Here is a 21,643-nt window from a genome sequence, read left to right on the forward strand (position 1 = left end):
GGCGGAGGTATTTTTGAACAGAAGAAGAATGGGCGGTTTTTGAGATGAGTTTGACGTCAGATCAGATGGAATTGCGGGAAGACGATATTCGCAAGCATTACCCGGCGGCGACGGCCCTTTTGAACGGGTTCGAACACGCGCCGCGGATTGCGAAACCCGTTGATATGGCGGTCGAGCGGTCCTCGGGCGTGTCGACGGGGCGGCGGTTTCGATCGACCACGCCCGGTTTGGTGACACGCCGCACCGCGCGGACGGATGGGGTGCATCTGGTTGAGCGGATCGAGGCGTCGGATGATGGTGATACGCTCGTGTCTCCGCCACAGGCGACCACCCAGCAGGCCATTCGGCGCGCGATTGCCATCGCTCTGGCCGTTGCCGAGGCATATGCAGAACAGACTCCGTTGGCAGATTTGAAGCGTGCCAATCTGGCGGGGGATCTGCCTGTTGCGCGTAAGACCGAGTTTTCGGAGTTGCTGACGGCTGAGGCGCTGATCACATCGCACACATTCGGCAATGCGTTTGCTTATCTGATGTCGTCCCATTTGGGCGAAACCACAGTTGATCTGGGCGAGATCGAAGAGGTTCTGACCGACAATGGCCAGCTTGCCCTGCACGGTGCCTTATGGGAGCTGGATCAGGTGCTGACCAAACACGCCCTGGACGACGCGCACCTGATCGCCGCCACCAGCGCCTATGCCGAGCAGCTGATGGACAAGGTCGCCCTGCGCGCCCAGTCCGCAGGCCATCTGGCCCCGTTCCAGAATGCGGCCTGGCATATCGAGGCCGACGATCTGACGATCCGGGGGTTCGAACCGGCCTCTAAGGCGAAATCCACCACCCTGACCATGACGTTCAAGAAACCGAATGAGGTCGTGGGCAACCATATCGCCAAGTATCAGGCGATGAAGTTGGCCAAGATGCTGATGGCCTATGACTTCGACCGACGTCTGAACCCGTTCGCGGAACTCGGCGGGTTCATCTTTACCTTCATGGGTGACGGCAAACCGGGCACCGGCAAAACCACTCTGATCCAGATGATGGCCGGTCTGATCAACGACTATTGCCAGAACGCGGGCTATCCGTTTCGCTATCAGAACCTGAGCACCGACAATATCGACAGCTATCAGGGTAAATCCGGCCAGAACGCCAAGGCGTTCATCAACACGATCATCGACCCCTCAGTCATTGGCTTCGGCACAATCGACGACATTGACCAGCTGGCGGGCAAACGCAGCGACCGGCAGTCCTCGGCCGGGCAGTTGGAAATCACTGCCGTTTTGATGGAGAGCTTTGCCGGCGCCAACACCGTCGTGCGCGGCAACTGCACGTTTGGCATGTTCTCGAACTACCCCGAGAATGTGGACGACGCCCTGCGCCAGCGGGCGGGCGCCCGGTTCCTGGTGGACGGGCCGCAAACGCGCGAGGATTACATCGACATCCTGCACCTGCTGATGGGCCGCAACCACGATATCCCGCTGGGCGAACACGAAGCCTATGCCGCGCAAGAGATCAAAAAGGCCGTCGCCGCCAGTTTCGAAAGCCATTCCCGACCGCATGAGGACGCTTTGCTGCAGGTCTATGACCGAGTCTCCGACGAGATCGGCCAGATGGACACGATCGCCAAGCTGGGCACCTACCTCAAGGCGATCCAACAGGCGGATGAGCGCTTTACCGGCCGCGCGATCAAGAACATCACCGACGCGGTCAAGGTCCGCGCTATGGATTTCGAACTGCCCGACGAGTGGATGGAAAACCCAGACCTGTTCCTGTTCCGCGACTACGACACCAAGAAGGCGATGATCGAGGACCTGCGCCAGCCGATTACGGTCGAGATGGTGATGCAGGAGATCAACCGCTACGCCGACAGCGAATTCCGTTATGCCGACAAGAGCGATGAGGTCGCCATCGAAAACGCGGTGCGCGAAATGAGCCGTATGGAAGAGGCCAAGCGGCGGTACCTGGAGGGGAAGGGATAATGCTCGTCTACGCGATTTCTGGCTTTGCGCTTGTATTGGGTCTGATCCTACCTCTGCGTTGGGGAGTGATCGGATTTCTGGCTGCTGTAGCGGTGCTGTTCTTGACCCAGTTCGGCGTGAACGCGAGCAGCGGCTTCGAGGGCACCTCATGGGAAGAGTCCCTGATCCTGTTTGAGGGTAGCGTGGTGTCTTACATCGGGTTCAACCTGCAGATCACAGCGCGGGCGTTTGCATTGCCGTTGTTGGTGCTGGCGGTTGTGGTTGTTTGGCGTTTCAAGAGGGTGGGATGAGATAAGTGACGCAACAGACGAAAACCCAACTGGATAGTGAATTCCGGTCCGCCAACAAGAGCGACAAGGTCGCTATTGAGAACGCCCGTGAAATGCGTCGGATAGAAGAGGCCAATCGGCTACATCTGGAGGGGAAGGGGTGAGCGATAGTCCAATCCGCTTTAATGAGTTCAAACTAACGAAGTCTGATCTTAGTTGGATGACCAAGGAAGAGATGGCCGTACTTGGTATGCTATCCTTCATTTGCATTGAACTAAACGTTTTCGCGCGATTTCTGAGGCTCACTGAGCAGCAGGTAGACGACATTGGCCCAGTTAAATTTGCAGCTGATCTGCAATACAATGTGGTTCTTAGAACTTTAACTTCTAAGGCTTTTGAGGCTCATGAGTTCCTCAGACAAGTGAGTAAGAAAGCTAAATCGACAGATTCTGAGATTTTTGCGCTAATTCAGAAAAAAGGGAGAAATATTAATGAGTTAAAAAGCTCCGATGGCCGAGCGAAGAATCTAAATATTAGAAACGATGTGAGTTTTCACTATGATTTCGATTTGGCTAAAAAGAATATCAAAAGTCTGCCTGAAAACGCGGATGCGTCAGTTTACCTAAATTCTCTGGACTGCAACTCGTACAGCGTTTTGGGAGAACGGTTGATGTTCGTGGAGCGACTGCGACGATTTTCTGATGCGGACAAGAAATTCGAAGATCCAGACGAGCTTGCGAAAAGTTGGATAGAGTGGTCTTCACAAGTCGTTTTTCTGATCATGGAACTACAATCGGAATTGATTGGTTTCGTACTGAGCAAAGTAGGAATAGTGGCGAAAGAGACAAGTTACTTCGTAGAACCTGAGTTCATCGCAGCGGATAGTGACGCGGTGATTCCAGTATTTGTTCGGATCGACGAATGATCCGTCTCATCGAAAAAGGCCTGATGTTCGGCAACCTCGTCCACATCTCCAGCCCGGCTCTGGTCGAGCGGTATAACCGCGCGTTTCAGCATCTGGCGGGCAAGACCACGGCTCTGACGGATTTCCATGTCGATATCTCGGGCTATTCGCCGGAGGTGGGGATTGAGCTGGACGACCCGCTCTACCTCAACCCCAATGGGGTTAACCGGCAGTTCATCCTGCTGACGACCGAGCAGAAACGCGCGCCTTTGCTGAACGTCAAATTCTCGACCTCGCGCGATATTCTGCGTGAGTTTATCGAGATGAACGAGGCGCAATTGTTCGCCCTGACCGCCACAGATGCGGTGGCCGGTGAACTGGTGAACTCGGTCTTCAAACTCACCACGCCCAATGATCTTCTAAACCTGCGCAAGATCGAGATTGAGGCCGATACAGCAGGCGGCACCCTGCGCAAAGCCGAGCAGCTGGCGGGCATGGTCGAAAAGTTCAAGACCGAAGAGGATGCGTGGTTCGATGATGTCCTGATCGCCCAGATGATCGAAACGGCGAAAGAAACCGGCGACGTCACCCGCAACCCGGTCCACCTCCGCCACACGGCGTTTGAGCAGCGCAACTTCTGGACGGCACATTTCGGCGGGCTGTACCTGTTCCCGGACATGGATCACCCGGCGGCGATTTGCATCGGCGAAAAGCCTGATGATCTGAAAATCAAATATACGTTTGACCCGTCTCAACGGAACCAGATTGCTAAATTCCTCGACTATAACGATCTGGTGGAACCCATCGTGAAGGCGCGCGGCGTGGATGCGGCGGCGATCCTTCAGCAAAAGATGGATTTTCTGACCGTTGCCGCCGCCGCAGATGCTGATGTTGATCTGATGGGGCTGGATCGCCGCGATATGAGGCGTTTGGCGCGAAACCACTCGGATCGCTTGCCCGAGGCATATCACGGTCTCGCCAAACTCTTGCGCTGGGCGACGGATGGGGGGCCTTGGCCGCGGATCACCTCGGACCATCCGGCGTATTTCTACACGTTGCGCGCCGCGGATACGCCATACCGCGATTTGGTGAATATGTTGCTGTCCGAACTGGCTCCGCTGGACCCACGCCAGATGTTCATCTGTCACAAAGAGCTGTTCTACAAAACCTACGCCACATGGCCCGAGGCCAAGAAGGCCTATGTTGCCGAGTTTCTGGCCCGCGAGTATCAAGTGGATAAATCCGGTGCTCGTGCGGCTCTGTTCGGTCATGAACCGGACATGAGCGGAGAAGATCGTGTCAGCGATACAATCATCGCGCGGGTCGGACCTTGGGGCGCCGTCGGGAGGAGTTGATATGTTCGGAGCGATGCGCCTGTTTCTGGTCCTGCTGGTTCTGCAGACAATTGCCTATTTCGCGCTGTCGTTCTATTCGCGCGGCGTTCGCCGTCGCAAGCTTGAGACGTGGTGGGATAAGAAGGGCAAACAGGGAAATAAAGAAGCCTTTGTGGAACGCGGGCTGCACGTCTATGACAATTCGTTCCGGCGCAAACTGATCCTGGCGGTGTATATTGTCCCTTGGGTGGCAATCGGCGCATTGATCTACATCGTGAATTATATGTGAGGGTTACGGCATGGCCTATGTGAAATGGGCGTTCATCATCATCTTCTGGGGCACCGTCGCTGTGATCCTGCAATATTCGCTCCCGCAGCATGATGTCGTGCGCATCGTCAACACCTATGAAGAACGGCAAGACCTGAACGACTGGACCCGTATTTTCTGGTCCGAGCCCGAAGATCAATCCGCCAGCCTGTCGAACCGCGACGTGCAGTTTATCCAGGCCGTCCGTGCTAACGGGAAGCCCATCGTCTACCGAAATGAGGATACCGGCTGGGGCTGGCCGTTCTATTTCAAGTTCGACACCGCCAACCTGTACACCGAGGCCAATGACGCGATTTCGGACAAGAACAATCCCGACTGGGTTGTTGTAACCCACTATGGCTGGCGCAATGAGTTCATGTCGATCTTTCCCAACGCCGTCTTTATCAATCCGGTCGAAGGTCCAGACGCGCGGATCATCCCATGGTTCAACATTGCCTTCCTGACTGTCTTTGCTGCCATTGTCTGGGCGCTTTGGGTGCGCTGGCGCCGGTTCCGTCAGGCGCGGATCGACCCGATGCTCGAGTCGATGGAAGATGGGATCTATGCCGCAGGCGACGCCATAGATGAACGGCGCAGTCGGTTCCGCCGTTGGCTGGATAGTTGGAAATCAAAATAGAGGCCCGGCCCGTGAAGGGGGCCTCTATCGTACGATGAATTCGGCATGCAGGGCGCCCGCGGCTTTGATCGTTTTCAAAATGTCGATCATGTCGCGCGGCGAAACCCCCAGGGCATTCAGCCCTGCCACGACCTCAGATAGGGTGGTGGCTTCTGAGATTTCGGCCAGACCGGTGCCTTCCTCTTCTTCGATGCCGGCGAAGGTTCTAGGCACCACGACGGTCTCTCCGTCAGCGAACGGGTTGGGTTGTACGGCAATCGGAGCCTCTTCCACCGTCAGGGTCAGGTTGCCTTGCGACACCGCGACCCGAGAGATCCGAACCTCTTGCCCCATGACAATCGTGCCCGAGCGCTGATCCACCACAACACGGGCCTTGGTTTCAGGCTCAACCAGAATATTTTCGATCCGACCGATTGCGTGCGCTGTCGACACGGACTGAGTTGCCGCGATGTTCAGCTCAACAGTTCCGGAATCGCGCATAATGGCCACGGCGCGGTTGAATTCGCGGTTGATGGCCGTTTCGATCCGCCCCGCTGTCGTAAAATCAGGCTCACGCAGGGCTAAACGCATTTGGGTCAGGGTAGACAAATCAAAGTCGATCTCGCGCTCGACCCGCGCGCCGGATGGGATTACGCCCGAGGTCGGAACGCCCCGAACGACGGTCGCGGCCTCACCCTCAGCCGATGCGCCGCCTGCCAGAACTGTGCCTTGGGCCACGGCATAGATTTGCCCGTCCGCCGCGTTCAAAGGGGTCATGATCAGCGTGCCGCCCAAAAGGCTGCTCGAATCCCCGATGGCCGAGACAGTGACGTCGATTTGCCCTCCGACCCGCGAAAACGGGGGGAGGCTGGCCGTCACAAGGACGGCGGCCACGTTCTTGGGGCGAAAATCCTCGCCATTCACATTCACGCCCAGCCGTTCGAGGATGTTGGACATGATCTCTTCGGTGAAGGGGGAATTCCGCAACCCGTCGCCGGTTCCATTCAGGCCTACGACAAGGCCGTAGCCGACCAGGTCGTTGCCGCGAACCCCGTCGAAATCAACCAGATCTTTCAGACGGATTGCGCCGGCGAAAGCAAGGCAGGGCATCAGAGCCAAAAGAAAAACAAGAACCCTCATCTCAGGAAGTTCACCAGTGATAGGTTCGCATTGCGAACGGTGACGGAATAGAGGCTTTCCAATTGGAACTGCACGGCCTGAAGCTTGGTGGCCGTTTCATAGGGATCGGCCTTGATCAGGGCGTTGCGAGTGTATTCCAGACTGGTGCGCGCGGCGGCGTTGCGGGTTGTCGCCTGTTCGACGCGCGCTTCGGCTGCACCGACCTCGGCCCGCAAAATGACCGTGTCATCCTGCGCATTTGCCAGGGCAACGCCCAACTGCTTGAACAGCCCGGTGCGCTGATCGTTTGGCACTGCCAAAGCATCGTCGGCAACAAGCGCGGCGATAGCAACATCCCTGAGCGCCGCCTTCAGCGCAGGGTCCGTCGCCGTGATATCGAGAGTAATACGTTCATTCTCGGCAATCTGCATGGACGGCAGTGCGGCGTTCGACCCTTGGTATATCACTGCGTCGAAACCTGCGGGGTCGTTGAACCAAGCCTCGGCTGCGTTGCGAATGTCGGTCACAGTCACCAAGCCCGTCAACTCAGCCTCAAGCGCGGTCAGCAAGGTCTCGGCCGAGGGCAGCGGCGAGACATCCGTCGCAGTGCCGGAAAACAGGCTGCGACCGCCAATCCGGGTGTTCAGCGCTGACATCATCGTGTCCAGCTCATTCCGGGCTTGGACCGAGGCTTGTTCATGCGTCACAGCGTGGTTTGCCGTTCCAAAGGCCAGCAACGTTGCCGTCATCTCGCCAGTTGAGTCACTGAACACGCCGAGGCTTTGCTGCATGGCGTCCGAGAACAGCTTGGCCTCGGACGTGGCGGTGCCAAACGCATCCAATCGCGTCAGGCTGCGGTCCAAATCGAGGAGATGCGAATAGTCGCCGCCCAGATGGCCTGAGACGTCCTGCACCTTGCCGGTCGACATTTCATACGAAAGCGTTTCAATCTGTTGCTTGATCTGGGTGGACCGGGTCTGCAAGGTCAGACCTCGGGCAAGATCACCTATGGATGTCAGCGTCATGTTTATAGCCTCAATAGAGTGTCCATCAGCTCATCCACGACCGAGATGAGACGCGCATTGGCCGCGTAGGCCTGTTCGATCTGCATCAACTGTTGCAGTTCCTGATCGGTATCAACGCCCTGCTCCGCCTCTAGCTGCTGCATCTGCTTCTGGGCACCGGTGGCGAATGTTTTGCGTTGTTCGGCGACATGGGCATCTGCGCCAACGCGCGACATCATAGCCTCGGCGATCTCTGAGGCGCGCATGTTGCCGGTGCCAAAGATCGCCCCGGCGACCGGGCGGGATTCAACCAGAACGGCGCTGAAGGCCTGCAGCTGGGTCGAATCTCCGGGGTCGTTCGGGGCAGCAGCGCCGAGACCTGCACGCAGCCTCCAGCTGTCGCCACCGGAATCCGGGTCGACGACCGTGTTGAGGCTGATGCGAGAGGCAATCCCGGTCAGCATCGTCAAATCCAGACGGTTTCCGCCGTCCGTGAACAAACCCGGATCGGTGGCCAAGGCCGTTGGATCCAGCCCGGGTGTTTCAAACCGCTCCACTAAATCACGCGCAACCGTGTCGAGTTGGGTTTGCACCTCGGGCGCAAGCTGGTCGCGGATTTCAAACTGGGCCGCCAGGGCCCCGCCGCGGATCTGCGCGGTATCACCGCTGGTCCGGACCGGGTTTCCGTTCATCTCCAGCCCCGATAGCAGGCCGTTTCCAACAGTCATATGGGGCTGAGTGTCGCCTGTTGTGGTGAAGGAAAACTCAGCCGCTTTGCCCTCAAGCAGGATCAGCCCGCCATCAGAGTAGAGAGAAACACGGTCATTGTCGCGCGGGACGACATTGACCGGAATCAGCTCATTGACCTGGTCGATCAGAACCCGCCGCTGATCCAGAAAGGCATTGATGTCACCGCCCGAGTTCCGGATCGCAGGGATTCTAGCGTTCAGATCCTCGATGTCCTTGAGGGTCTGGTTCAGGCTGGCGATCTGCGACCCGATCGTCCGGTCCGCGTCCGAACGCAACTGGCGCAATCCTTCGGATGCCCGGTTCAGACTAGCGGCCAGATCGCTGCCACTACGGGCCACTTGGTCCAAACGCTCGACCGAGTCAGGCAGGCTGGCGGCGGTGATCAGGCTGCTTTCGAACTCGGCCAGACGATTGGAGAGAGATGCCGCGTCCTCGGGCGTGCCCACGACCCTTTCAAGCTGAGTGTGAAAGTCGGCCAAAGCGGATTGGTGCGACAGATCGGCGTCAGTGGCGCGGCGATTGGCCGTTAGAACCGGGTCCTGATGCCGAATGATGCCTGCGGTGCGGACGCCATTGCCTGAAATCAGGCTGGTGGTCAGCTCCAATGAGCGTTTCGCATAACCGGGTGTCAGGGCGTTGGCGATATTTCCGGAAACGACCGACGCACCCCGGCTGGTGGCGGTCAGGCCGGTCATGGCGTTGTTCAAAGCTGTCGACAGGTTCATCCGACGGGTCCTTTCCGAGGGTCAAAATCAGCGTTTGATATTGGTGGTTTCCTGCAGCATCTCATCGACGGTCTGGATCACCTTGGCGCTTGAGGAATAGGCGCGCTGGGTCTTGATCATCGAGGTCAGCTCGGTCGCGACATCCGTGGTGGATTCCTCGCGCGCGAAGGATACGAGGTCACCCGTGGGGCCCTCGCCCGCATTCCACAGGAAGAACGTGCCACTTTCACGCGAGGGTGCGTAGGTCTGGCTATCCAGCGCGGTCAGGCCGTTGGGGTTTGGGACATCTGCCAGAGGGATCTGGAACATGCGGCGGCTGACGCCAGTGTCGTAGAAGGCATAGACATATCCGTTTTCATCGACCTGAACGCTGGTCATCGTTCCCACCGCTGACCCGTCGCGCGTGATCGAGACGGGAGCGAAGGTGTCCGAAAGCTGCGTGATCCCATCCGCATCGCCGATCTGACCTATATTGATCTCCATTGGTCCGCCCGCGACGTTCACCACTACGCTGCCGGTTGGCGGATCATACGCGCCGCCCGAAACAGGAGTGACCGTGGCAAGCGTACCGCCAGCGGTCCGGCTGTCGGTGAAGGTCAGAGTGTATTCGCCGATCACCGCCCCGCCTGACGCTGAATCGCGCATGATCATGGTCCATTCATTGCCGGACCCTGTTGCCGGAACGGTTGGTACCAGCTCGATATCGACGCTCTCGGATTTGCCCAGGTTGTCGAAATATTCAACGGACAGAGGCTGCGTATCACCCGGCGCGCCCGCATCTGTGGCGGTCGCGGGCAGGTTCATGCGAAGGTTCATCTGTGTTGTCGGAGCACCGGACAGCTGGTTTACACTCAGCTGAATGGGCTCAAGCGCCGCGGGCGTATCCCGTGGCACAGCAGGGATCGAGCCATCCGGGTTCGCGCGCCATCCCAGAAGCACCAGACCCGATTCGGTGACCAGATAGCCCTGATCATTGGTGCGAAACGACCCGGTGGTGGTCAGCAGCATCTCATTCGAGCCACCCGCAATCTGCGAGCTTGGCCGCACCGGCAGCATGCCCCGCCCGCGCACCGCCAAATCGGTCGAGTTGTTCGTTGTGACCAGCGAGCCGCGTTGATCAATCAGTCGCTGGCTCGTAGTGCGCACACCACCGGCGGAATAGCTGCCCCCCTGGCCCGAGGTGACCATGGAGTGAAAATCCGTCTCCACCCGCTTGTAGCCGTAGGTTGAGGAGTTGGCGATGTTGTCTGAAATCGTAGCCAGCCTGTTGGCATTGGCCTTCAACGCCGCCACACCGGCATTCAGCGAAGAGGAAATGGTCATTGGCACGCCCTTCTGTTGCGTCAATCGTTGATGCAACAGGTAACGCGCTGGGCCTTAACAGCGCGCTAACAGGTAAAATGCCACCTATCCTTTAGCGATTTCGCAGAAAGATCACCTCGATCCGGTTGTTGCGCACGGCCATGGGATTGCTGTTCGACAACTCTCGGTCCGCGTGCCCGGTCACCCGGTCAAGCCTCTGTTCTGAAAACCCTCTATCCTCAAGAAGCTGCCGGACAACCTGCGCCCGCGCGGTGGACAGATCCCAAGCCGGGTTGTCGGCCAGAACCACCGGAGACGCGCTGACATGCCCTTCGACGGCGACGTCATTGCGCACCAGATCCGATGATCGGGCCACCAATAGGGCAAGCGCGCGCATCATCGTGGTCGGCTTGTCTGTTCCCGATTCGAACAGAGGCTGATCCTCGGTGTCGAACAGTTCGACCACCAGCCCTTCGTCGGTGACTCGCGTGACGATGTGCTTCAGCACTTTGTCCGACACCATACTCTCACCCGTGCGCCCCAATAGCTGCGCCTCGAGCGTCGAGAACTCCTCGGTCGTTCCTTTGCCTGCGCCGTCGGCATCCACCCCGGTGGAGCCGCGCGCCTTCCGGGCATCGGTCGGGAAACGGGCGCTTGCACCCGATCCGTCCATCACCATCGTTTTCTCGGAAAACATGTTGTTGCCGCCAAAGGCCCCATCGCCCCCACCTGAGACCGGGTTCACCGGAATCGTTGGCGAGAAGTAATCCGCCAGCCCTTTGCGTTGTTTTTCGGTCGTTGCATTTAGCAGCCACATCAACATGAAGAAAGCCATCATGGCCGTGACGAAGTCCGCATATGCGACCTTCCACGCGCCACCGTGATGGCCATCGCCACCTGATACACGCTTCTTCTTGATGATGATTGGCGCCGCATTGGTTTGCGCACCCATCTCCACCACCTTTTTATCACCCACTTACAGGCGTAGCAGTGCAGGTCTTAAGGGCGGCTTAACACTTAAAATGCTTGGGATTTCGCCTCATCGCGGCAAACCCGCAGATGCCCTGCGCAGGATCAGGGACAACCGGTTGAAGCTGTTCTCAATACCCTCCGGATCGGTTTTGCCGAAGAAGCTGTCCAGCTCATCATGAACACGCACGGCCTGATCCAGCAGCGGATCCGTACCCTCGGCATAGAGCCCGGCCCGGATCATCACCTCGGACTGCTCGTAGCTGCCTACCAGTTTGCGGGCTTCCGAGATCATCTGGTTCTGGGCCTCAGTCGCGGCGGCAGGCAGGCTGCGCGACACAGAGCGGCTGAGGTCAATCGCGGGGAATCGCCCGCGCTCAGCGATGTCGCGGCTCAGGACGATATGGCCGTCCAGAACGCCACGCAAGATATCCGCAACGGGTTCGTCCATATCGGAGCCAGCGACCAGAACGCTGAAAACGGCAGTGATGTCGCCCTGCGCCTGTGTGCCCGGACCGGCGCGCTCACACAGATTGGCGATCAAAGGGGTCACCGACGGAGGGAACCCGCGAAGCGAGGGGGATTCCCCCATCGCCACGGCGATTTCACGATGCGCCTCGGCAAAACGCGTGACCGAATCGGCCAGGAACAACACGTTGAGGCCCTGATCTCGCAGATACTCGGCCACCGACATCGCTGACCACGCGCAGCGGCGACGGGCTAGAGCGGACTGATCCGAGGTCGCCGCCACCACAACCGCGCGTTTCATCGCCTCGGGCCCCAGCGCATGGGCCACGAATTCATTCACTTCGCGCCCGCGTTCCCCGACCAGAGCCACCACAACCGCATCCGCCTGCATCGACCGGGCCAGAGTCGCCAGCAGCGTCGATTTCCCCACACCCGAGCCAGCGAATAGACCCACGCGCTGGCCCTGCACGATCGGCAGGATGGTGTTTAGTACAGACAGACCCGTTGCTATCCGCTCACCCAGCGGTTTGCGCTCAACAGCGGGCGGAGGAGGTTGCACAATGTCCCGCGCCTGCGCCCCCGGCAGCAGCGGTTTCCCGTCCAGCGCCCGGCCAAACGGGTCAATGACCCGACCCAACCAATGCATCCCCGGCGCAAACTCGGGTGAGGCCTTCCGGCTCACCCGGTTGCCAAGGCTGACGCCATCGGGCGCAGAGCCGGGAATCATGTGGATATGCTCGGCCCCCACATGCAGAACTTCGCCCTCAAGATCGGGACCCGCGCGGCGGTGGAGCGTCAGCAGGTCACCGATTCGCGCGTGTTCGGTCAGGCCGCTGACCTCGATCACCCCATGCGCCACGCCGGACACAAGGCCCACATGGCGCACCGCAGACAGCCTGTCGAATTCGTATTTCAGAAGCATCGGATCGAGATCTGACATTGTGGGTTCTCCAACTGGGTTCTGAAAACGGTTTCTAAAGGAATCGGGGTTAAGCCTTGATTGAAATTGATCGAGGGAGAAGCCCCGATGTTCTCTGACCTGAACGTCTTTAAGACAGCGTACGCAATGGCAACCCATGCCGGACAACGGCAGGCTGTCATTGCGCGCAACATGGCCAACGCTGATACACCGGGCTACCAGCCCCGCGATATCGAGGCCTTTAAAACCGCATTCGAAAACACCTCGGCCAAGACCGAAATGACCGCCACCCGGCAGGGTCATCTGAACGGCAGCAGCCCAGCCGGGCAGACATGGGCCGAGTTTGAGGCTGAACCGCACGGCGATCCCAATGGCAATGGCGTGTCGTTGGAAGGCGAGATGCTCAAAGCGATTGAGGTCAAGCGCCAGCATGACCGCGCTCTGGCGATCTATCGCTCGTCCATTGGCATTCTGCGCACCAGTCTGGGCCGTGGGTAAGGAGCGTTTGAAATGAGCGATTTTTCCCATTCCCTATCCGCCTCGGCCAGTGCGTTGCGCGCGCAGGCTGCCCGTTTGCGGCACGTGTCCGAGAATATTTCGAACGCGGATACGCCCGGATACCGGCGTAAAACCGTACCGTTTGAGACCGTCCAGCAGGACGGCAAGGCGATGGTGCAGGCGGGCCGCGTGCAGCTGGATCGCCGCGACCTGTCGCGCATTCACGACCCGAGTCATCCGCTCGCGGATGAAAGCGGGCACTACCTCGGCTCGAATGTCGATCTGATGATCGAGATCGCCGACGCACGTGAGGCCCAGCGCAGCTACGAAGCCAACCTCAAGATGTTCGATCAGACGCGGCAGATGTCCTCGTCCCTTATGGAATTGCTTAGAAAATAAAGGAGAACCAGAATGGATATCCGATCCCTGACCGCCGCACAGAACTACACTGTGGCCCGACCTGCAACGCAGGCCAATCCTGACCATGAAGGCATGGCACAAGGCCTGCGTTCAACGTTTCAGGACTTTGCCACAACCCTCAAGCAGAGCGAGCAGATGTCGCAGGCCGCGATGACCGGGCAGGCCGACCCGCATGCGCTGGTGCAGGCTCTGGCCCAGACTGAACTTGCGGTCGAAACCGCCGTGATCGTCCGCAACAAGGTGGTCGAGGCCTATCAGGAAATCCTGAGAATGCCGGTCTGAGCCATGCTGAGCGAAGGTCTTTTCTACGACATCGTCCGTCAGGCGCTTTGGGTCGCGGTGATCACCTCGGTCCCGATCCTGACGGTGGCGCTGATCTCGGGCCTGATCGTGGGTCTGTTTCAGGCTCTCACCTCGGTGCAGGAGATGACGCTGACCTTCGTGCCCAAGCTGATCGCCATCGTCGTCGTGTTCTGGATTTCGATGGGGTTCATGACCCAGACACTTGTCACGTTTTTCACGGGAACCCTGGTTCCGCTGATCGCAGGAGGTCGCTGATGGATACCGCCTATGTCACCTTGTCCCGCCAATCCGGGCTGATGAATGAAATGCGGCTGGTGGCGAATAATATCGCCAACGCTAACACCACCGGCTACCGCGCGCAGGGGCTGGTGTTCTCGGAATTTGTCCGCGACATGCCGGGTAATCCGTCCCTGTCCATGAGCCGGGCCGAGGCGCGCAATACCTCCCACCAGCAAGGGGTCTTGACCGAAACCGGAGGGCAGTTCGACTTTGCCATCGAAGGCGATGGCTTCTTTATGGTGGAAAAACCGGAAGGCAACCGCCTGACCCGCGCGGGCAGCTTCTCTCCCAATGCCGAGGGCGATTTGGTCGCCCCGGATGGCGCGCGGGTGTTGGACAGCAATGGCTCGCCGGTTTTCATTCCGCCCGATGCGGCCTCGATTGATGTAGGCAGCGACGGCACGCTCAGTGTCGAAGGGCAGTTGCTGGGTCAGATCGGGGTCTACCGCGTCGAAGAACTCAAGGATCTGGTGCGTGAGGGCAATACGCGGTTCAGTACCACGGGCAATATTGAACCCGTTGATGAGCCTGTTGTCCTGCACCGTTTTCTCGAAGGGTCGAATGTCAACGCCATCGCTCAGGTGACCCGGCTGATCGAAATCCAGCGCTCCTACGAATTGGGTCAGAGCTTTCTCGAAACCGAACATGAACGGGTACGCGGCGCGCTCAAGGCGCTGATGCGCTAAGAAAGGAGACATCCCATGCGGGCATTGAAAATCGCAGCGACAGGTATGACCGCGCAGCAAATGCGTGTCGAGACGATCTCGAACAACCTCGCGAATATGAATACCACCGGATACAACGCGCGCCGGGCCGAGTTCGCGGACCTGCACTACCAACAGATGGCGCGGGCCGGCGCGGTCAATGCCTCAGACGGGACGGTGCTGCCAACGGGTATTCAGCTGGGTCTGGGCGTGCGCCCTGCCGCTGTGACGGTGCAGCTGGCACAAGGGGCCGTGTCGGCGACGGGGAATGATCTGGACGTGGCCATCGAAGGACGCGGCTATCTTGAGGTGACGCTGCCAAACGGTCAGGCCGCCTTTACGCGCGATGGCAGTCTGAAACGCTCGGCCGAAGGGCTGATTGTGACATCGGACGGGTTCGCCGTCTCACCCGAGATCACAATCCCCGACGATGCGCGGTCCATTTCGATCAACGCGTCGGGCGAGGTCTACGCCTATTTCGACGATGCGCCCGAAGGCCAAAGATTGGGCGAGTTCACCTTGACAAGTTTCTCGAACGCCAAGGGTCTGGAGGCCATTGGCAGCAATCTCTTCAAAGAGACGGAGGCCTCTGGCGCGCCGGTGCAGGGCGTCCCCGGTGAGGACGGCTTGGGCACATTGCGGCAGGGATATCTTGAGGACAGCTCGGTCGATGCCGTGCGCGAGGTGACCGAACTGATCGAGGCCCAGCGGGGCTATGAAATGAACGCCAAGGTCATCACCGCCGTCGATCAGATGATGAGCGCAACGACGCAGGTGCGCTGATGCGTGTGTTGATGCTTGGCCTGACCCTGATGGCGCCGGTTGGGGCCCTTGCCGAGATTGTGGTACCGATCAGGACGATCCGCGCGAAGGAGATCATCTCGCCCGCAGATCTTGAGACAAAGCCCCGCGACCTGCCGGGGGCTGTGACCGATCCGAATGCACTGATCGGGCAGGAGGCCCGCGTCGCACTCTATCCCGGCCGCCCCATTCGTGCGGCGGATGTCGGTCCGCCCGCGCTTGTGGATCGCAATGATCTGGTCGTTCTGGTGTTCAGCAGCCAGCCGCTGTCGATCACCACCGAAGGCCGCGCGCTGGGCCGGGGCGCGGTGGGGGACCGAATTCGAGTAATGAACCTGTCCTCGCGGACAACAGTTACGGGCCGTATCCGGTCTGATGGTCAAATCGAGGTAAAATGATGTCTGGATTGTCAAAACCCCTTCTTCTTGCGGTACTTACGATTTCGGCCTGCGGGCGACTGGATCACCTGGGCAAACCGCCCAGCTTCACCCCGACCGAGGATTCGCCGGAACAGGTGGCGATGCTGTGGCCGGGCCTGCCCTTGCATACTCAACCGCAGCGAACGGTGGATCGGTCGTCGCTTTGGAGTGGGGGGCAGCAGTCTCTGCTTGGTGACCAGAGGGCCATCAAGAAAGGCGATATCCTGACCGTCGTGATTGAGCTGGATGAAGAGGCTGAGATTTCCAACAACACCAACAGGTCGCGGTCAGGATCTGAAAATCTGTCGGTGCCGCACCTGTTCGGATTGCCACAAAGGGCACAGGATAAACTGCCCGAAGGGGCCTCGTTCGACGAGGCCGTTGGGATCGAGTCCGAGGCCTCAAGCTCTGGCCGCGGTTCGGTGCGACGGAATGAGAAACTGACCCTTCGCGTGGCCGCGACGGTGATCGATGTGCTGCCGAACGGAGTTCTGTCGATCTCGGGCGCGCAAGAGCTGCGCGTGAACTTCGAGCTGCGAGAGCTGCTGGTGGCGGGTTATGTGCGCCCGCAGGATATCTCGCGCAAGAATGAGATCACCTATGACAAGATTGCTTCGGCACGTGTGTCCTATGGTGGTCGCGGGCAGATCACGGATGTGCAACAGCCGCGCTACGGCCAGCAGATCCTCGATACCGTTTTGCCGTTCTAAGGGGCTCTCATGATCAAGAAACTGCTTCCCGTGATCCTTCTGGTCGTTGGCACGGGCGCCGGCATCGGCGCCGGAACCTTCCTTGGGTCCGGTGAAACGAAGAAAGAACCCGAGGGGACTGAAAAGGTTGAAAAAGCGGAAAAAGAAGCAAAGGCAAAGCCCGCCAAGGACAAGGGGAAAATGGGTGAGGGTGGCGGCTTCGAATACCTTAAACTCACCAAGCAATTTGTCGTGCCGATTGTGGAGGATGAGGAGATCTCAGCCCTTGTCACCATGTCCCTGAGCCTTGAGGCTAATTCGGCCATCACCGAAACCTTCTACGCGATCGAGCCCAAGTTGCGGGACGGTTTTCTGCAAGTATTGTTCGATCACGCCAATACCGGTGGATTTGACGGAGCCTTCACGCATTCCGACAACCTCGACACCTTGCGAAAATCTCTGCTTGAAGTGGCGAAGAAAGATCTGGGCGATGATGTCTCCAAGGTCCTGATCATGAGTGTCAGCCGCCAGGATACCTGAGGTCGTCACGGTTTGGGCTGTGACTGCGCGCGTTTCTGTTCGGCCTTGAGGGTGTCATTCAAACGTTCAACGGCTTGTTTGCGCCCAAAGGCCTGACGCAGTTGCTGCATGGCTGCAAGCTTCTGTGCCCGGCATCGCGCCAATTCCATGTTCAATTGCCGCCGTGTCGCGGCCTCCCACCCATTCCACAAAACATCGGTTCCGGTGATCTGATACCCATCGGTCACCGCACTGTCCTGACGGGTTTGCACGACCTGTGCGTCAAGACGCGCCAACTGAGCCTGCACACGCGCTTCGGCCTCCAACACGGGGCGCAGCTTTTGATATTCGCTTTGATAGACCGCTTCGGTGACCGATTTCAGGGCGGGCAGTTCGTGGCGTTTCATCCAATCTGTCTTTTCGCGCGCTTTCGCATGGCTTCGGCAAAACGGATCGCAGCAGCGACCGGGCGATAGTGTTCTTCGGCGATCTCCTGCCCGATCTCGACGGTCGCGTGAATCGCGCGCGCCGTTGGCGGGTCCGAATGGATGGGAACGCCCGCCTCGCCCGCAGCCGACCGGATCGCGGCGGCTACCTCGTCGACACCCTTGGCCACGCAGACAGGGGCCGTCCCAGGCCCCCGGGACCATTTCAAAGCGACCGCATAGTGGGTCGGGTTCACGATCACGACGTCGGCTTTAGGCACATCGGCCATCATCGGATTGGTCGCAATCTCCTGCGCCCGTGCGCGGCGCTGTTGTTTGACATGCGGGTCGCCCTCGGCGTCCTTGGTCTCATCCTGGATTTCCTTTCGCGACATCCGGTTCTTGCGCATGTGTTCGGCATATTGCCAAACGTAGTCGACGACCCCGATCGCAAGCGCGATGGCGATTACAATGAACAGAAAGCGAAATAGCAGGTTCATCATCAGCAGGATCGAGCTGTGGGCTGGAGCGGCGCTGGCGGAAACGATCTCGGTCAGGTTGGCCTTGAGGAACAGGGCCAGACAAGTGCCGTAGATCACCAGTTTGGCAAAGCTCTTGGCGAATTCGAACAGCCCGCTCCGCCCGAACTTGTTCTTGGCGTTGTAAAGGAGCGAGATCCGCGAGAGTTTGGGTTGCAACTTGGTGGGTGCAAAAATCAACGCACGCTGGGCGATAAGGCTCAGTAGAACCGCTGCTGTCGGAAGCGCAAACAGAAGGGCCACCGGCAAAAGCGCGCCTTTCAGCATTCCGGCGACCGGTGCTGATGCAGGCCCCGAAGTAACAAGCTGCGCGATGTCATCCGACTGGTCGATCAGAACCACAAACAATGTGCCCATCTGATCGACTGTAAACTTTCCGACCGTCAGTAGCGCGATCAGCAAACCGGTATAGGCGGCAACAACGGACAGATCGTTGGACTTTGCTACCTCACCTTTTTCGCGCGCTTTCTGAAGCTTCTGTGGCGTCGGGTCAAAGGACTTGTCACTGTCGTCGTCCGCGCTCATCGACCGGATTCCAGCGGGTTGAGGGTGAATGAGAACAACGCATCCGCCCAAACAGACAGGATCAAGGGCGCTCCGGCAAACAGCAGGAACAGCCCGGCAAAGGTGATCGCCGGGGCGCCGACAAAGGCAACCATCAGCTGCGGCATCGCCCTGTTAATGACCCCGAGGGCGAGGTTGTAGATCAATGAGGCGATCACGAACGGAGTGGCCAGCGCAAAGGCCAACCCAAAGCTATGGGCGACTTGCCTGACGCCCCATTGTGATAGATCAGGGGCCGAGAGGGCCCGCCCCATCGGGAACATGGCGTAGCTGTGGATCAGGAACTCGGCAACGCGGATGTGCAGCCCCATCAGTACTGCTAGGGCCAGTCCGGCCAGGGTCAGGAACATCCCCAGCGCGGGGGCCGGATCGGCGGCCGCGCCACCCAGAAGCTGGGACAGCGACGTCGATTGCGCCGCGATGGACCCGGCGGTCTGCAGGGCCAGCACAAACAGGCGCAACCCCATGCCCAGAACCATGCCGACCAGAACCTCGGTGCCGACCAGGCGCGCCATCGGCAGCAGGCCCGGACCGGATTGCTGGGAGGGCACCGCTGGCAACACGATCAGGGTAAAGGCCACGGCGACCGCAAGCTTGACCCGGACCGGGATGCTGCGTTCGCCAAAAGCGGGCAAGAGGGTGACCACAGCGGACACCCTCAGAAAAACGGCAAACGCATGCCACAGCCCCGTGCCGAGTTGTCCCAACAGCTCGGGCGGCAGGGCGATCATGCGGGTACGGTTCCGACCAGGGCGGGGCGAGCCTCGAGCCCGATTTCTTCGAAGGAGAGAACCGGATTGGACACCCCGCGCGCCTGCATGATCGAGCGCAACAGGCGGCGCCGGCGGGTCGAGGTCACGACGGCTGGAAACAACCCGTGATCGGCGGATTGTGCGACGCTGTCCACCACACCGTCGGCCAGCTTGTTGAACAGGTTGGGGGGCAATGCCACGTCCAGCCCAGCGGCTGGGCCGTCAATCTGGTAGCTGGCAAACGTATCCTCCCATTCGGGGGCCAGTTGGATCAGCGGGATTGAGCCATCCTCACGCTTCATCTCGGCCACCAGCTGAAAGCCCAGCCGCTGGCGGACCAGTTCGCAAATGCCTTCGGGCTGGGTGGTGGTCAGGCGTGCTTCGGCCACGCTTTCCAGGATCAGGGCCATGTTGCGGATCGAGACACGCTCATCCAGCAGCAACCTCAGAACCGCGTGCAGCGTATCGATCGGCACCTTGTCGGGGATCAGTTCATCCAGCAGCTTGCGATTTGCCTCGGCCCGGACAGGATCGCTGAGGCGGGTCATTTCGGACAACAGACGTCGCAAGGACTTCAATGTCAGCAGGCGTGAGAAGTTCTGCTTGATGATCTCCAGCAGATGGGTCGCCAGAATCTCGGGCGGTGAGACGATGGTGGCCCCGTTCAGGGCGGCATCCTCTTGATCTTTGGGCAGAATCCAGCGTGCGGGGGCACCGTAGACAGGCTCGGTCACGTCATTGCCGTCGGGCAGAAACTCATGCCCGTCCTGCACCAGCGCCAACACCAGATCGGGGTTCAGCACGCCACGTGCCTGTTCGACGCCCTGCACCTTGATGACATAGGTGCCGGTGGGCAGTTCGGCGCGGTCGGTCAGGCGAATCTCGGGCAGGATGAGGCCAAAGGTCGAGGCCACATAGGTCCGCATATTCGCAATGCGCGCGTCCAACCCGGTTCCGGGATTAAGCACCATGCTGACAAGGTCGGGCGCGAATTCCAGATGTACGTCGTCCAGATCCAGAATATCTCCGATCGCTTGCGAAACAGGGGTTTCCGTCTCGGGCGCTTGTGTCTGGGCGTGAAGTGCCTCGGCCCTCTGCTTTTGATGGACCCTGTAGGCCGCGTATCCCAAGACACCCGCGCCCAGCATGAAGGGCAGGAAGGGCAGGCCGGGGACGAGGGCGAAGAGAACCATCAACACAGCCACCGTGCCCAGCGCAGCCGGGTGTTTGCCCAGTTGCGAGAAGATGGCGTTGTCGGTCGCGCCCTGCGTGCCGCCGCGCGCCAGCAACAGGGCCGAAGCGATCGAGATGATCACCGCCGGGATTTGCGAGACCAGACCATCGCCCACGGTCAGAATGGCGTAGGTTTCAAAGGCGGATGTGACCGGCATGCCATGCACGATCACGCCCATGACCAGCCCCATCACAAGGTTCAGCAGCGTGATCAACAGCCCGGCGACCGCATCACCTTTGACGAATTTCGACGCACCATCGAGCGAGCCGAAGAAGGTCGTCTCCTGCTGTTCGCGTTCGCGCCGCTCTTTGGCTTGCTGGTGATCGATGGCCCCGGCGGACATGTCGCTGTCGATGGCCAGCTGTTTGCCCGGCATCCCGTCCAGTGCAAAGCGAGCACCGACTTCGGCCATCCGCGCGGCACCTTTGGTTATGACCATGAAATTCACGATCAGCAGGACGCAGAACACCACGAGGCCCAGAAAGATACTGCCGCCCATCACGAAGTTGGCGAAGCCTTCGATCACGTTGCCCGCCGCATTTGGCCCGGTATGGCCCTGACCGATGATCAGTTTGGTGGATGAGACGTTCAGCGACAGCCTCAGCATCAGCGAGGCCAGCAGGATCGTCGGGAAGGATGAGAAATCCAGCGGGCGTTCGATGAACAGCGTCAGGGTGAAAATCAGAATAGCCAGCGCGAAGGACGCGGCCAGCCCCACATCCAACACCCAGGCCGGCATCGGCAAGATCATCATCACGATGACGGTCATCAGCGCCAGCGCCAACAAGACGGTGGGCGAAAACAGGGATCGGGCGTTTATGGTGGGCACGCTGAC

Annotated in this window: 26 protein-coding genes; 16 read left to right on the forward strand and 10 right to left on the reverse strand. The window is 59.4% G+C overall.

Annotation, left to right across the window (positions count from 1 at the left end):
• Positions 1-44: 44 nt before the first annotated feature.
• The 7 genes from ACR0AI_RS08480 to ACR0AI_RS08510 are packed head-to-tail and all read left to right on the forward strand — an operon-like array spanning position 45 to position 5,427.
• The gene (locus ACR0AI_RS08480; protein ID WP_480673162.1) at positions 45-1,976 is read left to right on the forward strand and encodes an AAA family ATPase; all 1,932 of its coding nucleotides are present in this window, start codon (positions 45-47) and stop codon (positions 1,974-1,976) included.
• Entirely contained in the window at positions 1,976-2,266 is a 291-nt protein-coding gene (locus tag ACR0AI_RS08485) for a hypothetical protein (RefSeq protein WP_480673164.1), read from the forward strand. Before ACR0AI_RS08480 ends, ACR0AI_RS08485 begins: the two co-directional genes overlap by 1 nt.
• 5 nt (positions 2,267-2,271) lie before the next feature.
• Positions 2,272-2,409 carry a hypothetical protein gene (locus tag ACR0AI_RS08490; RefSeq protein WP_480673166.1) on the forward strand — a complete coding sequence of 46 codons (138 nt, stop codon included), beginning with the start codon at positions 2,272-2,274 and terminating at the stop codon, positions 2,407-2,409.
• Positions 2,406-3,170, forward strand: a complete 765-nt coding sequence (locus ACR0AI_RS08495) for a hypothetical protein (RefSeq protein ID WP_480701293.1) — start codon at positions 2,406-2,408, stop codon at positions 3,168-3,170. The genes ACR0AI_RS08490 and ACR0AI_RS08495 overlap by 4 nt, the downstream gene beginning before the upstream one ends.
• Positions 3,167-4,504, forward strand: coding sequence for a DUF6638 family protein (locus ACR0AI_RS08500; protein ID WP_480673170.1), 1,338 nt, complete (start codon positions 3,167-3,169; stop codon positions 4,502-4,504). Before ACR0AI_RS08495 ends, ACR0AI_RS08500 begins: the two co-directional genes overlap by 4 nt.
• Position 4,505: 1 nt before the next feature.
• On the forward strand, positions 4,506-4,772 hold the full coding sequence (locus tag ACR0AI_RS08505) for a hypothetical protein (protein WP_480673172.1): 267 nt from the start codon (positions 4,506-4,508) through the stop codon (positions 4,770-4,772).
• A gap of 10 nt (positions 4,773-4,782) precedes the next feature.
• Complete coding sequence (locus tag ACR0AI_RS08510) at positions 4,783-5,427, forward strand: DUF1523 family protein (RefSeq protein ID WP_480673174.1); 645 nt, start codon at positions 4,783-4,785, stop codon at positions 5,425-5,427.
• Between the two features lie 24 nt (positions 5,428-5,451).
• Here ACR0AI_RS08510 and ACR0AI_RS08515 read toward each other — a convergent pair whose 3' ends face one another.
• The 6 genes from ACR0AI_RS08515 to ACR0AI_RS08540 all read right to left on the reverse strand — a co-directional run bounded on the left by ACR0AI_RS08515 (position 5,452) and on the right by ACR0AI_RS08540 (position 12,683).
• The gene (locus ACR0AI_RS08515; protein ID WP_170800443.1) at positions 5,452-6,546 is read right to left on the reverse strand and encodes a flagellar basal body P-ring protein FlgI; all 1,095 of its coding nucleotides are present in this window, start codon (positions 6,544-6,546) and stop codon (positions 5,452-5,454) included.
• Positions 6,543-7,550, reverse strand: coding sequence for a flagellin (locus ACR0AI_RS08520; RefSeq protein WP_480673177.1), 1,008 nt, complete (start codon positions 7,548-7,550; stop codon positions 6,543-6,545). The genes ACR0AI_RS08515 and ACR0AI_RS08520 overlap by 4 nt, the downstream gene beginning before the upstream one ends.
• 2 nt (positions 7,551-7,552) lie before the next feature.
• Complete coding sequence (gene flgK / locus ACR0AI_RS08525) at positions 7,553-9,004, reverse strand: flagellar hook-associated protein FlgK (protein WP_480673179.1); 1,452 nt, start codon at positions 9,002-9,004, stop codon at positions 7,553-7,555.
• 27 nt (positions 9,005-9,031) lie between these two features.
• On the reverse strand, positions 9,032-10,327 hold the full coding sequence (locus ACR0AI_RS08530) for a flagellar hook protein FlgE (RefSeq protein WP_480673181.1): 1,296 nt from the start codon (positions 10,325-10,327) through the stop codon (positions 9,032-9,034).
• Between the two features lie 91 nt (positions 10,328-10,418).
• Positions 10,419-11,258: a flagellar motor protein MotB gene (locus tag ACR0AI_RS08535; protein WP_170689421.1), complete on the reverse strand. Its 840-nt coding sequence runs from the start codon at positions 11,256-11,258 to the stop codon at positions 10,419-10,421.
• An 87-nt stretch (positions 11,259-11,345) separates the two neighbouring features.
• A complete protein-coding gene (locus tag ACR0AI_RS08540) occupies positions 11,346-12,683 on the reverse strand; it encodes a FliI/YscN family ATPase (RefSeq protein WP_480673183.1) in 1,338 nt (445 codons plus the stop codon).
• Positions 12,684-12,770: 87 nt separating this feature from the next.
• Here ACR0AI_RS08540 and ACR0AI_RS08545 point away from each other — a divergent pair, with 87 nt between their 5' ends.
• From ACR0AI_RS08545 to ACR0AI_RS08585, 9 genes are read left to right on the forward strand one after another with little or no spacing between them, the layout of a single operon-like run.
• A complete protein-coding gene (locus ACR0AI_RS08545) occupies positions 12,771-13,160 on the forward strand; it encodes a FlgB family protein (RefSeq protein ID WP_480673355.1) in 390 nt (129 codons plus the stop codon).
• Positions 13,161-13,172: 12 nt separating this feature from the next.
• Positions 13,173-13,559 carry a flagellar basal body rod protein FlgC gene (gene flgC, locus ACR0AI_RS08550; protein WP_170479807.1) on the forward strand — a complete coding sequence of 129 codons (387 nt, stop codon included), beginning with the start codon at positions 13,173-13,175 and terminating at the stop codon, positions 13,557-13,559.
• A gap of 12 nt (positions 13,560-13,571) precedes the next feature.
• Positions 13,572-13,862, forward strand: coding sequence for a flagellar hook-basal body complex protein FliE (gene fliE / locus ACR0AI_RS08555; protein ID WP_170463000.1), 291 nt, complete (start codon positions 13,572-13,574; stop codon positions 13,860-13,862).
• 3 nt (positions 13,863-13,865) lie between these two features.
• A complete protein-coding gene (locus ACR0AI_RS08560) occupies positions 13,866-14,138 on the forward strand; it encodes a flagellar biosynthetic protein FliQ (RefSeq protein WP_170379938.1) in 273 nt (90 codons plus the stop codon).
• Positions 14,138-14,848, forward strand: coding sequence for a flagellar hook-basal body complex protein (locus tag ACR0AI_RS08565; RefSeq protein ID WP_480673186.1), 711 nt, complete (start codon positions 14,138-14,140; stop codon positions 14,846-14,848). The genes ACR0AI_RS08560 and ACR0AI_RS08565 overlap by 1 nt, the downstream gene beginning before the upstream one ends.
• Positions 14,849-14,863: 15 nt before the next feature.
• Positions 14,864-15,649, forward strand: a complete 786-nt coding sequence (flgG, locus tag ACR0AI_RS08570; RefSeq protein WP_170470935.1) for a flagellar basal-body rod protein FlgG — start codon at positions 14,864-14,866, stop codon at positions 15,647-15,649.
• Positions 15,649-16,065, forward strand: a complete 417-nt coding sequence (gene flgA, locus ACR0AI_RS08575) for a flagellar basal body P-ring formation chaperone FlgA (protein WP_480673188.1) — start codon at positions 15,649-15,651, stop codon at positions 16,063-16,065. The genes flgG and flgA overlap by 1 nt, the downstream gene beginning before the upstream one ends.
• Positions 16,065-16,796, forward strand: a complete 732-nt coding sequence (gene flgH, locus ACR0AI_RS08580) for a flagellar basal body L-ring protein FlgH (RefSeq protein WP_170470939.1) — start codon at positions 16,065-16,067, stop codon at positions 16,794-16,796. The genes flgA and flgH overlap by 1 nt, the downstream gene beginning before the upstream one ends.
• Positions 16,797-16,805: 9 nt before the next feature.
• A complete protein-coding gene (locus ACR0AI_RS08585) occupies positions 16,806-17,315 on the forward strand; it encodes a flagellar basal body-associated protein FliL (RefSeq protein ID WP_480673190.1) in 510 nt (169 codons plus the stop codon).
• 5 nt (positions 17,316-17,320) lie between these two features.
• Here ACR0AI_RS08585 and ACR0AI_RS08590 read toward each other — a convergent pair whose 3' ends face one another.
• From ACR0AI_RS08590 to flhA, 4 genes are read right to left on the reverse strand one after another with little or no spacing between them, the layout of a single operon-like run.
• On the reverse strand, positions 17,321-17,701 hold the full coding sequence (locus tag ACR0AI_RS08590) for a hypothetical protein (protein WP_170689413.1): 381 nt from the start codon (positions 17,699-17,701) through the stop codon (positions 17,321-17,323).
• Positions 17,698-18,783, reverse strand: a complete 1,086-nt coding sequence (flhB, locus tag ACR0AI_RS08595) for a flagellar type III secretion system protein FlhB (RefSeq protein ID WP_480673192.1) — start codon at positions 18,781-18,783, stop codon at positions 17,698-17,700. The genes ACR0AI_RS08590 and flhB overlap by 4 nt, the downstream gene beginning before the upstream one ends.
• A complete protein-coding gene (locus ACR0AI_RS08600; protein WP_170689411.1) occupies positions 18,780-19,553 on the reverse strand; it encodes a flagellar biosynthetic protein FliR in 774 nt (257 codons plus the stop codon). Before ACR0AI_RS08600 ends, flhB begins: the two co-directional genes overlap by 4 nt.
• Positions 19,550-21,577 carry a flagellar biosynthesis protein FlhA gene (gene flhA / locus ACR0AI_RS08605; RefSeq protein WP_480673357.1) on the reverse strand — a complete coding sequence of 676 codons (2,028 nt, stop codon included), beginning with the start codon at positions 21,575-21,577 and terminating at the stop codon, positions 19,550-19,552. Before flhA ends, ACR0AI_RS08600 begins: the two co-directional genes overlap by 4 nt.
• Positions 21,578-21,643: the final 66 nt, after the last annotated feature.

This window comes from Ruegeria sp. BG3 (assembly GCF_056538485.1).

Excerpts from the sequence above, each read along its gene's own strand:
- ACR0AI_RS08480 (WP_480673162.1), top strand. The coding sequence starts at position 45 with ATGAGTTTGACGTCAGATCAGATGGAATTGCGGGAAGACGATATTCGC.
- ACR0AI_RS08485 (WP_480673164.1), top strand. The coding sequence starts at position 1,976 with ATGCTCGTCTACGCGATTTCTGGCTTTGCGCTTGTATTGGGTCTGATC.
- ACR0AI_RS08500 (WP_480673170.1), top strand. The coding sequence starts at position 3,167 with ATGATCCGTCTCATCGAAAAAGGCCTGATGTTCGGCAACCTCGTCCAC.
- ACR0AI_RS08505 (WP_480673172.1), top strand. The coding sequence starts at position 4,506 with ATGTTCGGAGCGATGCGCCTGTTTCTGGTCCTGCTGGTTCTGCAGACA.
- ACR0AI_RS08510 (WP_480673174.1), top strand. The coding sequence starts at position 4,783 with ATGGCCTATGTGAAATGGGCGTTCATCATCATCTTCTGGGGCACCGTC.
- ACR0AI_RS08515 (WP_170800443.1), bottom strand. The coding sequence starts at position 6,546 with ATGAGGGTTCTTGTTTTTCTTTTGGCTCTGATGCCCTGCCTTGCTTTC.
- ACR0AI_RS08520 (WP_480673177.1), bottom strand. The coding sequence starts at position 7,550 with ATGACGCTGACATCCATAGGTGATCTTGCCCGAGGTCTGACCTTGCAG.
- flgK (WP_480673179.1), bottom strand. The coding sequence starts at position 9,004 with ATGAACCTGTCGACAGCTTTGAACAACGCCATGACCGGCCTGACCGCC.
- ACR0AI_RS08530 (WP_480673181.1), bottom strand. The coding sequence starts at position 10,327 with ATGACCATTTCCTCTTCGCTGAATGCCGGTGTGGCGGCGTTGAAGGCC.
- ACR0AI_RS08535 (WP_170689421.1), bottom strand. The coding sequence starts at position 11,258 with ATGGGTGCGCAAACCAATGCGGCGCCAATCATCATCAAGAAGAAGCGT.
- ACR0AI_RS08540 (WP_480673183.1), bottom strand. The coding sequence starts at position 12,683 with ATGTCAGATCTCGATCCGATGCTTCTGAAATACGAATTCGACAGGCTG.
- ACR0AI_RS08545 (WP_480673355.1), top strand. The coding sequence starts at position 12,771 with ATGTTCTCTGACCTGAACGTCTTTAAGACAGCGTACGCAATGGCAACC.
- flgC (WP_170479807.1), top strand. The coding sequence starts at position 13,173 with ATGAGCGATTTTTCCCATTCCCTATCCGCCTCGGCCAGTGCGTTGCGC.
- fliE (WP_170463000.1), top strand. The coding sequence starts at position 13,572 with ATGGATATCCGATCCCTGACCGCCGCACAGAACTACACTGTGGCCCGA.
- ACR0AI_RS08560 (WP_170379938.1), top strand. The coding sequence starts at position 13,866 with ATGCTGAGCGAAGGTCTTTTCTACGACATCGTCCGTCAGGCGCTTTGG.
- ACR0AI_RS08565 (WP_480673186.1), top strand. The coding sequence starts at position 14,138 with ATGGATACCGCCTATGTCACCTTGTCCCGCCAATCCGGGCTGATGAAT.
- flgG (WP_170470935.1), top strand. The coding sequence starts at position 14,864 with ATGCGGGCATTGAAAATCGCAGCGACAGGTATGACCGCGCAGCAAATG.
- flgA (WP_480673188.1), top strand. The coding sequence starts at position 15,649 with ATGCGTGTGTTGATGCTTGGCCTGACCCTGATGGCGCCGGTTGGGGCC.
- flgH (WP_170470939.1), top strand. The coding sequence starts at position 16,065 with ATGTCTGGATTGTCAAAACCCCTTCTTCTTGCGGTACTTACGATTTCG.
- ACR0AI_RS08585 (WP_480673190.1), top strand. The coding sequence starts at position 16,806 with ATGATCAAGAAACTGCTTCCCGTGATCCTTCTGGTCGTTGGCACGGGC.
- ACR0AI_RS08590 (WP_170689413.1), bottom strand. The coding sequence starts at position 17,701 with ATGAAACGCCACGAACTGCCCGCCCTGAAATCGGTCACCGAAGCGGTC.
- flhB (WP_480673192.1), bottom strand. The coding sequence starts at position 18,783 with ATGAGCGCGGACGACGACAGTGACAAGTCCTTTGACCCGACGCCACAG.
- ACR0AI_RS08600 (WP_170689411.1), bottom strand. The coding sequence starts at position 19,553 with ATGATCGCCCTGCCGCCCGAGCTGTTGGGACAACTCGGCACGGGGCTG.
- flhA (WP_480673357.1), bottom strand. The coding sequence starts at position 21,577 with ATGACCGTCATCGTGATGATGATCTTGCCGATGCCGGCCTGGGTGTTG.